Origin of the sequence: Kribbella sp. NPDC049584, assembly GCF_040675555.1 — a bacterium.
GTDB lineage: Bacteria > Actinomycetota > Actinomycetes > Propionibacteriales > Kribbellaceae > Kribbella.
Window position 1 is genome coordinate 337,467 of record NZ_JBFAPF010000001.1, and the last position, 13,552, is coordinate 351,018.

The window sequence follows — 13,552 nt, forward strand, 5'->3', positions numbered from 1 at the left end:
AACACAAATAACCGGTCCGGGTGCGAGACCCCTCAGACTCGCACCCGGACCGGTGGCCGCAGGTTAAACCGTGTCGGTCTTGAGCAGATGAGCCAGGTGGGTGGCGAACGGACCCGGGTGGCTCGAGTAACCGCCGTGCCCGCCGGGGAACAGCACCACGGGCCAGCCGAGGTGGTTCGCGATGGTCTCGATCGGCCGCCCCGGCAGGTGCGCGTGCGAGTCCAGCCCGGCCGCCGGGACGATCCGGTCCGCGACCCGCTTCAGCGCATCCAGGTCGGGCTCGTAGCGGGTGAACGGCAACAGCTTGTGCTCGTAGAAGTTGGCCGCGTTCGCCTGCATCCGCTCGGCGAGCTCGCGGTACTCCGGCAACAGGTCCTCCAGCGGCGGCATCGCGTCGCCGTCCATCCCGGTGCCCATCATGAAGACGACGTCGGCAGCGGTCAGCCCGTCCGTGCGGTAGGTCTCGTACACCTCGCCGAAGAACGCCCGCGCGTCGTCCGCGTCCGGCAGCACCTCGGTGCACGGCGGCTCGTGCGCGACGAGCATGCGGACCCGGTCCGGGAACCGCGTGATCAACTCGAGGCCGGTGATCGCGCCGGAGCTGCTGCCGAAGACGTACGCCGGCTCGTGGCCAGCGACCGCGTCGATCAGCGCGAGCGCATCCTCGGCCGATTGCCGGACACGTTCGTCCGTCGCGTCACCGTCGTACCGACTGCGGGAGTTGCCCCGCGGGTCGTACGTCACGACCGTGTACTCCGCCGCGAGCTGCCCGACCATCCCCGAGAACACGCCGGCATCGGCTCCGTCGCCGGCGATCAGCAGCAGCACCGGCCCCGAGCCGGCGACCTCGTAATGCAGCGTTGCCCCCGGCACCGACAGCTTGTTCACAGTCTTCGCACCCATCACGCGAACCCCTTTCATCCACCCTCAGGGTCCACCGCACCGCTGGCACCACACGCACACGTCACTGACACGACGAGTCAGCCGGCGTCTTCCATCGGGAGTTGGTTGCCTTCGTCGAGGCCGGACCAGGGGTCGCGGGGTGGGGATTCGCGGCGGCCTTGGGGGCAGATCCTGGCGAAGTCGCACCAGCCGCAGAGCGCGGACGGCTCGGGTGGGAAGGCCTCGTCGGCCTCGGCGGGGGTCAGGCCTTCGCGCCACCGGGCCTCGGCGGCTGCGGCGTCGTCGGCCATGGACTCGGCGCGGCGCTGGTGGCGGCCGAGGGACGCCTCGTCGTGGTCGGCCGCGGCGACGGTGTTGGTCGGGAGATGGTGGAGCTCGACGCGAGTGCAGGGTTTGTGCAGGACGCGGCGGGCTCCGAGGACGTAGAGAGCCATCGCCAACGACGACCGCGCATCGACAGCGGTCAGCGGCCGCCGACCGGTCTTGTAGTCGACGATCGCCAGCTCGGTCCCGCCGCTGCCGTCGCGGGCCGGGCGTTCGTCGATCCGGTCGACCCGTCCGCGCAACGACGCCCGCTCGGTGGTGAAGGCAACAGTGCGCTCCACTCCGCGCGGCTCGTAGTACGGGTCGGTGTCGCGCAGATAGCCGAGGACCATCTCGGTCGAGCGATCGCGCCAGTCCAGTGACTGCTGCTCGTCGCGGAACCCCTCGCTGCGCCAGCTCGATCGCATCTTCGCGACGACCTCGTCCGGCGTACGACGGGCCGCCGGCCAGCGCCCGAAGAAGTCGGCGAGCACTTCGTGGACGATCGCACCGACGGTGTTGTGCGCCCAGGGCGGACCCTTCGGCGGGCGCGGGGTCTCGAGGTAGGTGTAGCGGTACCTGCGCTTGCAGTCCGCGAACGTCAGCAGCTTGGTCGGCGTCGCGACGAACAGCCGCGTCGGCATCCCGGGAAGCATGTCGTTCACGTCAGCCCGCCTTGATGAAGTCCGCGACAGCGTCGGCCACGAGCTGTACGGCGATCGCGCTCAGCAGCAGACCGGCGATCCGGGTGACGAGCAGGACGCCGTTCTCGCCGAGGATCCGCATGATGATGCCGGAGAACCGCAGCGTCAGCCACATCACGATGTGGATCGCGACGATGCCGACCGAGATCGCCACCACGTCCGGCAGCGATCCGTTCGCGCGCTGCACGAACACCATCGTCGCGACGATCGCACCCGGTCCGGCGAGCAGCGGCGTGCCGAGTGGGACGAAGGCGATGTTCACGTTCTTGGTCTGGACCGGGTCCTCGGCCGTGTCGGTCAGCAACTGCAGCGCGATCAGCAGGAGCAGCAGACCGCCGGCACACTGCAGCGCGGGCAGCGTGATGCCGAGGTGCTGCAGGATCTGCTGACCGAACGCCGCGAACACCACGATCACGCCGAACGCGACCAGCACCGCCTGCCACGCGGCCTTCTTCCGCGCCGCGCGGGACTGACCGGCGGTGAGCGAGATGAATACCGGCACGGTGCCCGGCGGGTCCATGATCACGAACAGCGTGACGAAGACCGAGCTGAACAGACCCGCGTTGATGACGCTGTTCACGGAAGGTAGGCCTCGGGAACCTGTGCACCGGAGGCCGCCGCGTTGTTCTTCGCTGTCTCGAGGAGCCGCTCCAACTGCTCCGGCTCGGTGCTGTTGACGCCCAGCTCGTGGTCGATCTTCCCGGCGCCGTGATGATCGCTGGAGCCGGTGTAGAAGATGCCCAGGTTGCGGGCGATCGCGCGCAACGCGGTCCGGGATTCGGGCGAGTGGTCCTGGTGGTCGACCTCGATACCGGCCAGGCCGTGGTCCGTGACCAGCTTGGCCAGGTTCTCCTCGGTCATCACCTTGTAGCTGGACCGGCCCCACGGATGCGCGATCACGGGCACTCCGCCGGCCTCGCGGACCAGATCGATCGCGTGGCCGGGCTCGAGGGCGTAGTGCGAGACGTGTCCGGCGCGGCCGTCGGCCAGATACAGGTCGAAGGCCTCGGTGCGGTTCGCGACCGTGCCGTTGGCGACCAGCGCGTCGGCGACGTGCGGCCGACCGACCGACGGCGTACCGGTCGCCTGGGCCAGCACTTCCTCGACGGTCAGCGGTACGCCGATGCTGTTCAACCGGGCCACGATCGTCGGGATCCGCTCGGTGCGGCCGTCGCGGATCACCTGCAGGTCCTTCGCCAACGGCGGGTAGGACGGGTCGGGCAGGTACGCGAGCAGGTGGACGCTGATCCCGGTGAGTTTGCACGAGATCTCGAGCCCCGGCACGAACCCGATCCCCAGCTCCTCCGCGGCCTGCCGGGCCTCGACCCAGCCGTCGGCCGTGTCGTGGTCGGTGAGCGCGATCACATCGAGCCCCGCCTGCTGCGCGTGCGTCATCAGAACGGGCACCGGATCGGTGCCGTCCGAGCGGTTCGAGTGGGTGTGCAGGTCGATGCGCACGAGGTCTACGGGTCCCTTCGCCGGTCAGTTGTCACCGCTGATGCTATAGGCGTTCACCGATGAGCCCTGGCACTTATGCACAGAACACCAGCGTCCCGTGCGCGATCTGGCCCGAGTGATAGCGGCGTCCAGGTGCGTGCATCGGGGTGCTTGGGCAGTGGCCTCGATGCGGAGCATCGTGGGCGCTGGCCAAGTGCCGCGAGGTGCGTGCCTGGGCGTCGGTAGCGCCGGGCCAGATCGCGCACGGGACGCTAACCTTCGGGTGCATGGAGCGCGTCGACTGTGTGGGAGCCCTCGTGTACGACGAGGAGCGCCGGCTGCTCGTGGTGAAGCGGGCGCACGAGCCGGGCCGGGGGCTGTGGTCGATTCCGGGCGGCCGGGTCGAACCAGGTGAGGACGACCCCACGGCCGTCGCCCGCGAGGTCGCCGAGGAGACCGGTCTGACCGTCGAGGTCGGGGACCTGGTAGGCGAGGTCGAACGGCCCGGTCCCCAGGGAAAGCTCTATGTGATCCGCGACTACGAGGCCACGGCTGTCGGCGGAACGCTCACCGCGGGTGACGATGCCTCGGACGTTCGCTACGTCACGCGGTCCGAGTTCCTGGCGTTGTCCACCGCAACGCTGCTCGTTTCCACGCTGGACCAGTGGAACGCGCTACCCGGCTGATCAGTAAATGCTGAGCGCCGGCTTCGCGTGAGGGCCAGACTGACCGGATGGACGACGCTGAGCTGGTGCGGGCGATCGAGGACAACGCAGCCGACTTGCTGATGGCGATGGGCGCTGCGGGTGGCGGCGAGCAGCGGGACGACGCCGTCGCGCGGTGGACGATCGGAGGGTCGCCCATCGATTACCACAACGCGGTCGTGGCGGCGTCCGACGTACGTGCGGCCGCGGAATCCCTGGCTTTGCTGAGGAAACACGAGGTGCCGGGCTGTTGGCATGCCGGTCCGTCGATGCCCATCCCGCGTGAAGCGATCGAGGCGGCAGGCTTTGTGGCGGCCGGCGCGGAGCCGGGGATGGCGGTGCGGATCGACGAGCTGGTTCCGGCCGAGGTGCCCGGGTTGTCGCTGAGGCGGGTTGGTGATGACGACGCTTTGGCGGTGTGGGAGGCGACGCTCGGCCGCGGATTCGGCGAAGGTGAGCGCGAGGCCCGATGGGTGGCGTCGGTCTACCAGAGGCTCGGGTACGACGACCCTTGGCAGCACTACATCGGGTGGCTCGACGGTGAGCCGGTCGCCACCGCGACAGTCTTCCTCGGAGCGGGCGTGGCCGGCTTGTACTTCGTGATGACTGTTCCAGAGGTACGCCGCCGCGGGATCGGGGCAGCGATCACGTACGGCGCACTTCGCGACGCGAGCGCGGAGTACGCCGTACTGGGATCGTCGCCGGCCGGGCGGTCGGTGTACGAGCGGCTCGGGTTCCGGGAGTACTGCACGATCGAGCTCTACGAGTGGACCCCGACGGGCTGAGGAGCCTCGACGGTACGGCGCTCGCGGAGCAGGAGGGACGCGTCGAAGAGCATCACGAGCGCGGTCAGGCCGTGGATGCCGAGCGCGGTGGCGACCGTGCCGCCGTGGCTCAGGACCGTGATCATGTCCACGATCGGGACGAGTGTGCTGATCGCCATCAGTACGCCAGTGGCGCGGCGCTGCTTGAGCGCGAACAGCGCGAGCAGGGTCAGGCCGAGAACGATGTCGCGGATGCCCTTCGCGACGAAGAAGCCGCCGGCGGCGGCCGTGATGCCGTACCCGGCTCCGGCGGCGGGCCCGTCGAACAGGAACCGCGTGCCGAAGGTGAGCGGGAAGAGGCCGAGCAGAACGGTCAGGACGGTTGTGAAGCGGCGCATGGGATGCTCCTTGCTCTAGCGTTGCTAACTTTCCTAGCAACGCTAACACTGCCGTTGCTAGATTGTCTAGCAGTGCTAGGATTCAGTGCATGCCGACCCAGACACGCCGCGAGCGGGCTCGCGAGGAGCGCCGTACGCTGATCCTGCGCGCCGCCCGCGACCTCGCCGAGTCCGAGGGCTGGGACGCCGTCACCACCCGCCGGCTGGCCGAAGCCGTCGACTACAGCCAGCCCGTCCTCTACGGCCACTTCAAGAACATGGACGCGATCGCCGACGCGGTCGCCCTGGAAGGCATCGCGGAGCTGACCGAGGTCTTCCGCGCCGCGCGCTCGAGCGCGACGGACGACACGGCCGGACTGCGCGCGCTTGCGTACGCCTATCTCGAGTACGCCGACCAGCACCCGGCCGTCTACGAGGCGATGTTCGTCCGCCGGACCGACCTGCAGTTCGGTGCGGCCGACACTCCACCCGCGCTCACGGACGCCTTCAACCAGATCCGCGCCGCGGTCGAGCCGTTCGCGACTGACGACCCGGAAAGCCTCACCGAGGTCTTCTGGAGCGCCCTTCACGGCATCGCCACCCTCACGCACGGCCGCCGCCTCCGCCCCACCCACCGCCAGGCGCGCCTCCAAACCCTCGTCAGCCGTTTCATCGGAAACAAATAGCCGTCCGCTGCCGAAAAACTTCCGGGAATCAAGCGTCGGCGACGTTGTCCACAGGGCCCACGGCGAGAGCGCGCGGAATCCGTCATCCTGGGGCGGGTGGAGTGGTGGTGGAGCGGGCCGTTGCGCGACAAGGGGATCGACGAGTTGATCCACGAGCAAGGGCAGATCGTCTCGCGAGCCCAGCTGCTCGCTGCTGCCTGGCCGGAGCACCGCATTCGCAGACCGCTACGGAACCGACGCTGGCGGACCGTTCATCCCGGCGTCTACGTCACCCACACCGGACCGATCGGATACGGTGAACGCTTGCTGGCCGCGCTGCTGTACGCCGGACCGGAGGCAGCGTGGAGCCACTACACCGCCGCGGAGCAACTCGGTCTGCTGAAACCGGACGCCCATCGACCCGTCTTCGTCACTGTTCCGGAGCGCCGGAAGGTCCGGCCGCGGCCCGGGATCGTCGTGCACCGCGACCAGCACTGGGCCGATCGACTCGCGCCGGTCGCCCCACCCCGGCGCACCCCAGCGGACGCCGTCCTCGACATCGTTGGTATCAGTTCATCGCTCGACCACGCCGCCGCGGTGATCGCCGAGGCGTGCCAGAGCGGCCGGGTGGTTCCGGCGGACATTCTGAGCTCGCTGGCCGATCGCCCGCGGCTGCGGCACCGCGGCAAGCTGCGGCCGATCATCGCCGATGTGGTTGCCGGATCACACTCGCTGCTCGAGATCCGCTACCTGCGGGACGTCGAACGCCGGCACAGCCTGCCGCGCGGGCAACGGCAACGCGCGGTGGACGGCGAGTTCACCGACGTCTTCTACGCCGGATTCAATCTGGTGGTGGAGCTCGATGGGCGCCTGCATCTCGTGCCGCGGCAACGGTGGCGGGACCTCGACCGGGACAACCGCGCAACATTGCGCGCCGAGGCGACGCTGCGCTACGGCTGGTTCGACGTCACCAATCGCCCGTGCGAGGCCGCCGTACAGGTCCTTCGAGTGCTCCGCCGGACGAATCCGTTCCTCACCGCCGGCCCATGCTCCCCAACCTGTCCCGTCGTGGATCTCCGGAACATTTCTGCCAGGTAGTGCGGGAAAAGTTCCGCGAAGGTGCCTAGCTGTTCCACTGCAGGATGGCAGGCGAGCCTCGTTCCCAGCCGAGGGTCGAGAGCGTGGCGGTGTTGAGGACGAAGTGACGGCCTTCGGTGACGTCGAGTTCCAGCCAACGTGCGGTTAGGCCGCGCAGTGCGTGTGAGTGGCCGAAGACCAGGACATCTCCCGGCACGGCGGCCATGCGGGCGACCACCCGGTCCAGGCGCGCGGTGATCTCGGCAGGCGTTTCGCCGTTGGGTACCGGATCGTCCCATACCGTCCAGCCCGGGACGGTCTTGCGGATCTCCGCGGTGGTGATGCCTTCGTAGTCGCCGTAGTTCCACTCGACCAGGTCGTCGTCTACCTCGGCGTCGGGGTAGCCGGCTAGTTCCGCCGTACGCCGCGCGCGCTGCCGCGGTGAGGTCAGCACCAGGTCGAACGACTCCCCCGCGAGGCGCTCCTTCAGACCCGCCGCGACACGCTCGCCCTCGGGTGTCAGCGGGAGATCGGTGACGGACGTGTGCCGACCCGATCTGCTCCATTCGGTCTCGCCGTGCCGAACCAGGAAGACCCGGTCGTCCCGCTCCTGTGTGGTCACGCTTGCATCCTCGCAGACCGTCGGCCGACGACGCGTGAGCCCTTGACCGTTTGAACGATCCAGGGCAGGGTATCGAAACTGTAAGCGCTTCCACTTTCTCCCAGTTTCCTCCCAGGAGTGAGCACCGTGGCATCCGGACCCACCGGCCGGCCGGCGACGATCTACGACGTCGCCGCCCTCGCGAAGCTGTCGATCGCGACGGTTTCGCGTGTCCTGCAAGGGACCGGACCGGTTTCGGCGAAGGCACGGGCCCGGGTGGACCAGGCGGCTCAGGAGCTCAACTACGTACCGTTGCGGGCCGCGCGGAGTCTCGCCGTACAACGGCACGAGGCACACGGGCTCGTGCTGCCGGACCTCGCCGGTCCGTTCTACGGGGATCTGCTGATGGGGTACGAGCGCTGGGTCGGCGAGCACGGTCAGAGCGTGATCATCACCGTGACGCACGGCAACCCGGATCCGCGGCGCAGTGTGATGGATCTGGCCGGCCGGGTCGACGGGATAGTTGTCCACGGCAACGCTCTCGAACTGCCGACGATCCAGGCGCTGCAGAAGGCCGGGGTGCCGTTGGTGCTGATCGCCCATCCTCCCCTCCGCAGCTGCGACTCGGTCCGCACCGAGTCGGCGGGAAGCGCTCAGGCACTGACCACACGACTGCTGGACCACGGCCGCACCAACCTGCGCTTCGTCGGCGACCCGTCCAGCGGGTACGACGTCACCGAGCGGTACGCCGGATTCGCGAAGGCGCTCGAGGCCCGCGGGCTGCAGGTGCCGAAGCCGGTCCAGGTTCCGCTGACAGAGGAGTCCGGGCGGGCGGTCGCCGAGCAGTTGCTACAGGCAAGCGGTTCGCGGCCCGACGGGCTGGTGTGTGCGAACGACGAGTTGGCGTTGGCCGCGATGAGTGTGTTGGCGGCCAACGGGGTCGGGGTCCCCGACGACGTTGTGGTGACGGGATGGGACGACGTGATGGCGGCTCGGTACGTGTCGCCTGGGTTGACGACGGTGCGGCAGCCGATGGCCGAACTGGGGCGGTTGGCGGCGCAGCGCCTGCACGAACGGGTGACCGGAGAACGGTCGCGCGCACGGAACGACGTACTGGCGACACAACTCGTGCTGCGGGACAGCTGCGGCACGAACCGGGGCCTGACCGGGGCGGAGGGGCGGGGCCGCATGAGACAAGTAATCGAGTGAGGAGACAACAGATGTTCACCCACAGCATCCGCCGCCGGCTGGTGATCGGCAGCGCTGCGCTCACCGCCACCGCGCTGGCGCTCGCCGGTTGCGGCCGGTCGAGCGACTCCCCCGACGCGGGCTCACAGGCTACGACGACCGTCAGCCAAGGACCCGCGACCGGGAACCTGACGATCTGGGCGATGGGCACCGAGGGCGAGAACCTGCCCAAACTGATGGAGCAGTTCAAACAGGCCAACCCGGGCGTGAACGTGACCGTCACGCCGATCCCGTGGGACGCGGCGCACAGCAAGTTCACCACCGCGATCACCGCGAACACGCTGCCGGACGCCGCGATGGTCGGCACAACCTGGATGGGTGAGTTCGCCGACCTCGGCGCGCTCGACCCGACGCCGCAGGGCTTCGACAACTCGGGCTTCTACCCGGGTGCGCTGGACACGACGAAGGTCGGCGGGACGCAGTACGGCGTTCCCTGGTACGTCGAGACGCGGCTGGTGTTCTATCGCAAGGATCTCGCCGCGAAGGCCGGTTTCAGCACTCCCCCGACCGACTGGGACGGGCTGAAGGCGATGGCGAAGGCGATGAAGGACAAGGCCGGCGCGAAGTACGGGATCAACCTGCAGCCGGGCGGTACCGGGTCCTGGCAGACCGTGATGCCGTTCGCGTGGTCGGCCGGGGCGAACATCACCAGTGACGACCAGAAGTCCTTCACGTTCGACACGCCCGAGATGCAGGAGGGGCTCAAGTACTACCAGAGCTTCTTCACCGACAAGCTCGCCGGGACGGACCTGCCGCCGAACCAGACCGAGGCGCAGTTCGTGAACGGGCAGGTGCCGATGTTCATCTCCGGTCCGTGGATGGCCGGGTCCGTGGCGAAGGCGGGCGGGGACGCGATCAAGCCGAACATCGGCGTGTTCCAGTTGCCGAAGAACAAGACCGCGACGTCGTTCGTCGGTGGGTCGGACTTCGTCGTGTTCAAGTCGTCGAAGAACAAGGACAGCGCCTGGAAGCTGGTCAAGTGGCTGTCGGACGCGAAGACGCAGGCGTCGTGGTTCAAGATGTCGTCGGACCTGCCGGCGGTGAAGAGCGCGTGGCAGGACCCGAGCATCGCGTCCGACCCGCTGCTGCCGGTCTTCGGCAAGCAACTCGACGACGCGAAGGCACCGCCGGCCATCGTCAACTGGGAGCAGATCGCCGCCCAGTTCGACTCCGAAATCGAAAAGATGATCAAGGCCGGCCAGTCCCCCGCAGACACCGCAAAAGCCATCCAGACAAAAGCAACGCAGATCGGCGCCGGCGGTAGCTGATGAGCTCCAAAGAAACCGCTCGCCCGCCGGGCCTGCGGCCCGGCGGGCGAGCGGGAGAAGAAGCCGGAGCGACGGCAGAGCCGGGAGCCCGGCCGGAGGCCGGAGCAGGTGGCCCAGGAGCCCGGCCGGAGGCCGGAGCGGGTGGCTCGGTGGGCCGGCCGGAGGCCCGGGCCGGGCGCTCGCGGGCGGATGGAGCGGGCGGCCGCGCCGCCCCTCGCCGGGCCGGGCGGCTCGATCGCCAGACCGCCGCGGCTTGGGTGCTGATCCTGCCGTTTGTGTTGTTGTTCTTGGCGTTTACGGCTGGGCCGGTGCTTGGGTCGTTGGGGATGAGTTTTACTGATATCCGGCAGCGGGATCTGCGGACGCCGTTCGCGGTGAACGGGGTCGGGTTCGGGAACTACGTCAAGGCGTTCCAGGACGAGACGTTCCGCAAGGCGGCGTTCAACACGGCGTACTTCGTCGTGATCGGCGTGCCGCTCACGCTGGTGGTGGCGCTGGCGGCCGCGGTGCTGCTGGACCGCGGGGTCAAGCGGTTCCAGGCGCTGTTCAAGGTCGGGTACTACCTGCCCGTGGTGACGTCGATCGTCGCGATCGCGGTGATCTGGCGGTTCGTGCTGGCGCCCGACTCGGGCTTGCTCAACACCGCGCTCGGCTGGGTCGGGATCGACGGGCCCAACTGGCTGGCGTCGAAGACCTGGGCGATGCCGTCGCTGATCGCGATGGCGGTCTGGCGGAACTTCGGCTCCGCGATGATCATCTTCCTGGCCGGCCTGCAAGGTATCCCGCAGTCGGTCGAGGAAGCCGGCCAGATCGACGGTGCGGGCTCCTGGCAACGATTCCGGTACCTGATCATGCCGTTGCTCAGGCCAACGATCCTGTTCACCAGCGTGACCACCGGGATCGGCTACCTGCAGTTCTTCGAGGAACCGTTCGTGATGACCCAGGGCGGCCCGTTGAACAGCACGATCTCGGTCTCGATGTACACCTACAACCAGTTCGGCTTCGGCAACTACGGGCTGGCCACGGCGATGGCGTACATCCTGTTCGTCGTGATCGCGGTGATCACGTTCATCCAGTTCCGGCTGCTGAGGGAGAAGTGATGCGCCGTACCTGGTGGATCTACCTGATCGGAGTGCTCGGCCTGGTGGCCGTGGCCGCACCGTTCCTCTGGATGGTGCTCGGCAGCTTCAAGACGCAGGGCGAACTGCTCCGTGTCCCGCCGACGTGGTGGCCGCAGGACGCGACCACGCAGAACTACAACGACCTGTTCAGCAAGGCGAACTTCCCGCGGTACTTCGTCAACTCGACACTGGTCGCGCTGATCGTGACCGCCGGGAACCTGACCTTCTGCTCGATGATCGGGTACGCGCTGGCCAAGCTGCGGTTCAAGGGCCGCAACGCGCTGTTCGTGCTGGTGATGGCCACGCTGATGATCCCGGGCATGGTCACGTTCGTCCCGTTGTTCGTGCTCGTCACCAACGCCGGGCTGGCGAACAGCTACCCCGGCCTGATCCTGCCGTTCCTGGTCTCGCCGTTCGGCGTGTTCCTGATGCGGCAGTTCTTCCTCGGGCTGCCGGACGACCTGATGGACGCCGGTCGCGTCGACGGCAGCGGCGAGCTGGGCATCTTCGCCCGGATCATGCTGCCGCTGACCAGGCCCGCACTGGCCACGCTCGGCATCCTCACCTTCCTCGGCTCCTGGAACAACTTCCTCTGGCCGCTGGTGATCGCCCAGACCGAGGACAAGTACACCCTTCCCGTTGCCCTGGCGCTGTACTCGACCGGACAGAACGCGCAGAACTACGGCCTGCTGATGGCCGGCGCGGTCGTCGTCGTACTGCCGGTGCTGGTCATGTTCCTCGCCTTCCAGCGGCACGTGACCAAGGGCATCGCCATTACCGGACTCAAATAGGAGAACTCTGATGACCGCCACCATCAGTCGCCGGACCTTACTCGCATCGACCGGAGCGCTTGCGCTTACCGGAGCCGCCTCACCCGCCTTCGGAGGAACGCCCGATCCCGCCGCATTGCTCAAAGGCGGATGGAAGCCGAGCCGCGAAGACAAGGCCCTCGTCGGGCGGTGGGCCCGTGACACCTGGCGCAGCCTCGTCGCGATGACCGACGAGCACACCGGCCTGCCGGCCGACAACATCGGCGAGTCCGTGACCAGCCCGGTGCGGAGCAACTACACCTCGCCCACCAACATCGGCGGCTACTTGTGGAGCACGGTCGTCGCCAAGCACCTCGGGATCATCTCGCCGCAGGAGTCGTTGCGGCGGATCACGCAGACGCTGACGACGATGAAGAACGCCGTACATCACGAGCCGAGTGGGATGTACTTCAACTGGTACGACGAAGCGACCGGTGACGTGCGCTACGTCGATCCGGACGGCACCAAGCCGATCACGCCGTTCGTCTCGAGTGTCGACAACGCCTGGTTCGCCTGCGCGCTGATGGTCGTCCGCAACGCCGAGCCGCGAGCTCGCGCCCTGGCGGACTCGGTGCTCGGCCGGATGAACTTCAAGTTCTACTACAACCCCGACGCCCGGCCCGGCGGCCTGATGCGCGGCGGATTCTTTGAGACCCCGCCGCCGGACGAGGAGACCGACAAGGGCAACCACGCCGGCGTCGGCCCGGATGTCTACTACCGCAAGTTCCACTACGACACCTGCAACACCGAGGCGCGGATCGCCGGCTACATGGGCTTCGCACTCGGTCAGGTCCCGCACACGCAGTACTTCGCGACGTACCGCACCTTCCCGGACACCTGCGACTGGTCGTGGGTGGAGCAGAAGCCGAAGGGGGTGCACCGGACGTACCTCGGACTCGACGTCTTCGAAGGCACCTACTCGTACCGCGGCATGCGGATCGTCCCGTCGTGGGGTGGCGACATGTTCGAGTCGCTGATGCCCGACCTGTTCGTCCCGGAGGCGACCTGGGCGCCGCGCAGCTGGGGCATCAACCACCCGCTCACGGTCCGAGCGCAGATCGAGCACGGCCTCGACGATGCTCGCTATGGCTACTGGGGCTTCTCGCCGGCATCGAACCCGAAGGGTGGGTACTCCGTCTACGGCGTCGAGCCGCTCGGGATGGACCCTGGCGGCTACCCGTCCGACCTCGAAGGCACCAACTACGACGGCGGCTTCGAGGGCTGTCGTGAGGGCACCAACCCGAACCCGACGTACGGCGACGGCGTCGTCACGCCGCATGCTGCGTTCCTCGCCATGGCGTACGCCCCGCGGCAGGCGATCGACAACCTGAGCAAGATCGAGACGACCCTGCACGCGTACGGCGGCGGTGGCTTCTACGACTCGGTCGCGGTGAAGTCCGGGCTGATCGCGAAGCGGTACCTGTCCCTCGACCAGGCCATGGTGATGGGTGCCATCGGCAACGTGTTCGGCAACGACCTGATCCGGCGGAGCTTCGGCAGCCGGACGGTGGAGAGCCGGATCCGGCCGCTGATCGGGATGGAACAGTTCGAATCCGGCCTCGAATAGGAGA

General features: G+C 68.1%; 15 protein-coding genes. 9 read left to right on the top strand and 6 right to left on the bottom strand.

From position 1 onward, the window contains the following. Window positions 1-63: 63 nt before the first annotated feature. From AB0J62_RS01625 to AB0J62_RS01640, 4 genes are all read right to left on the bottom strand, one after another. Window positions 64-903 (bottom strand): alpha/beta hydrolase, encoded by an 840-nt coding sequence (locus AB0J62_RS01625; protein ID WP_363862975.1) that lies wholly within the window; start codon window positions 901-903, stop codon window positions 64-66. A 77-nt stretch (window positions 904-980) separates the two neighbouring features. Further along, entirely contained in the window at window positions 981-1,862 is an 882-nt protein-coding gene (locus AB0J62_RS01630) for a PD-(D/E)XK nuclease family protein (RefSeq protein WP_363865128.1), read from the bottom strand. A 10-nt stretch (window positions 1,863-1,872) separates the two neighbouring features. Next, window positions 1,873-2,490, bottom strand: coding sequence for a MarC family protein (locus AB0J62_RS01635; protein ID WP_350862031.1), 618 nt, complete (start codon window positions 2,488-2,490; stop codon window positions 1,873-1,875). Next, window positions 2,487-3,368: a PHP domain-containing protein gene (locus tag AB0J62_RS01640; RefSeq protein WP_363862979.1), complete on the bottom strand. Its 882-nt coding sequence runs from the start codon at window positions 3,366-3,368 to the stop codon at window positions 2,487-2,489. Before AB0J62_RS01640 ends, AB0J62_RS01635 begins: the two co-directional genes overlap by 4 nt. A 266-nt stretch (window positions 3,369-3,634) precedes the next feature. On the opposite strand from AB0J62_RS01640, the gene AB0J62_RS01645 reads away from it, so the two are divergent. Beyond that, the gene (locus AB0J62_RS01645; protein ID WP_363862982.1) at window positions 3,635-4,033 is read left to right on the top strand and encodes an NUDIX domain-containing protein; all 399 of its coding nucleotides are present in this window, start codon (window positions 3,635-3,637) and stop codon (window positions 4,031-4,033) included. A gap of 47 nt (window positions 4,034-4,080) precedes the next feature. After that, window positions 4,081-4,836: a GNAT family N-acetyltransferase gene (locus tag AB0J62_RS01650; protein WP_363862985.1), complete on the top strand. Its 756-nt coding sequence runs from the start codon at window positions 4,081-4,083 to the stop codon at window positions 4,834-4,836. On the opposite strand, the gene AB0J62_RS01655 is transcribed toward AB0J62_RS01650, so the two are convergent. Beyond that, window positions 4,812-5,213, bottom strand: coding sequence for a DUF4267 domain-containing protein (locus AB0J62_RS01655; RefSeq protein ID WP_363862988.1), 402 nt, complete (start codon window positions 5,211-5,213; stop codon window positions 4,812-4,814). The two genes, AB0J62_RS01650 and AB0J62_RS01655, sit on opposite strands and share 25 nt — an antisense overlap. Before the next feature lie 89 nt (window positions 5,214-5,302). Between AB0J62_RS01655 and AB0J62_RS01660 the strand changes: the two genes are divergently transcribed. Next, window positions 5,303-5,878, top strand: a complete 576-nt coding sequence (locus AB0J62_RS01660) for a TetR/AcrR family transcriptional regulator (protein WP_363862991.1) — start codon at window positions 5,303-5,305, stop codon at window positions 5,876-5,878. Between the two features lie 96 nt (window positions 5,879-5,974). Then, complete coding sequence (locus AB0J62_RS01665; protein ID WP_363862994.1) at window positions 5,975-6,955, top strand: hypothetical protein; 981 nt, start codon at window positions 5,975-5,977, stop codon at window positions 6,953-6,955. 25 nt (window positions 6,956-6,980) lie between these two features. Here AB0J62_RS01665 and AB0J62_RS01670 read toward each other — a convergent pair whose 3' ends face one another. Next, window positions 6,981-7,556: a histidine phosphatase family protein gene (locus tag AB0J62_RS01670; protein WP_363862997.1), complete on the bottom strand. Its 576-nt coding sequence runs from the start codon at window positions 7,554-7,556 to the stop codon at window positions 6,981-6,983. Between the two features lie 126 nt (window positions 7,557-7,682). Between AB0J62_RS01670 and AB0J62_RS01675 the strand changes: the two genes are divergently transcribed. The 5 genes from AB0J62_RS01675 to AB0J62_RS01695 all read left to right on the top strand — a co-directional run bounded on the left by AB0J62_RS01675 (window position 7,683) and on the right by AB0J62_RS01695 (window position 13,548). Beyond that, a complete protein-coding gene (locus AB0J62_RS01675; protein WP_363863000.1) occupies window positions 7,683-8,744 on the top strand; it encodes a LacI family DNA-binding transcriptional regulator in 1,062 nt (353 codons plus the stop codon). A gap of 11 nt (window positions 8,745-8,755) precedes the next feature. Further along, complete coding sequence (locus AB0J62_RS01680; protein ID WP_363863003.1) at window positions 8,756-10,051, top strand: sugar ABC transporter substrate-binding protein; 1,296 nt, start codon at window positions 8,756-8,758, stop codon at window positions 10,049-10,051. 326 nt (window positions 10,052-10,377) lie between these two features. After that, window positions 10,378-11,151 carry a sugar ABC transporter permease gene (locus AB0J62_RS01685; protein WP_363863006.1) on the top strand — a complete coding sequence of 258 codons (774 nt, stop codon included), beginning with the start codon at window positions 10,378-10,380 and terminating at the stop codon, window positions 11,149-11,151. Then, a complete protein-coding gene (locus tag AB0J62_RS01690; RefSeq protein ID WP_363863009.1) occupies window positions 11,151-11,963 on the top strand; it encodes a carbohydrate ABC transporter permease in 813 nt (270 codons plus the stop codon). Before AB0J62_RS01685 ends, AB0J62_RS01690 begins: the two co-directional genes overlap by 1 nt. Before the next feature lie 10 nt (window positions 11,964-11,973). Further along, a complete protein-coding gene (locus tag AB0J62_RS01695; RefSeq protein WP_363863012.1) occupies window positions 11,974-13,548 on the top strand; it encodes a glucoamylase family protein in 1,575 nt (524 codons plus the stop codon). Window positions 13,549-13,552 lie beyond the last annotated feature (4 nt).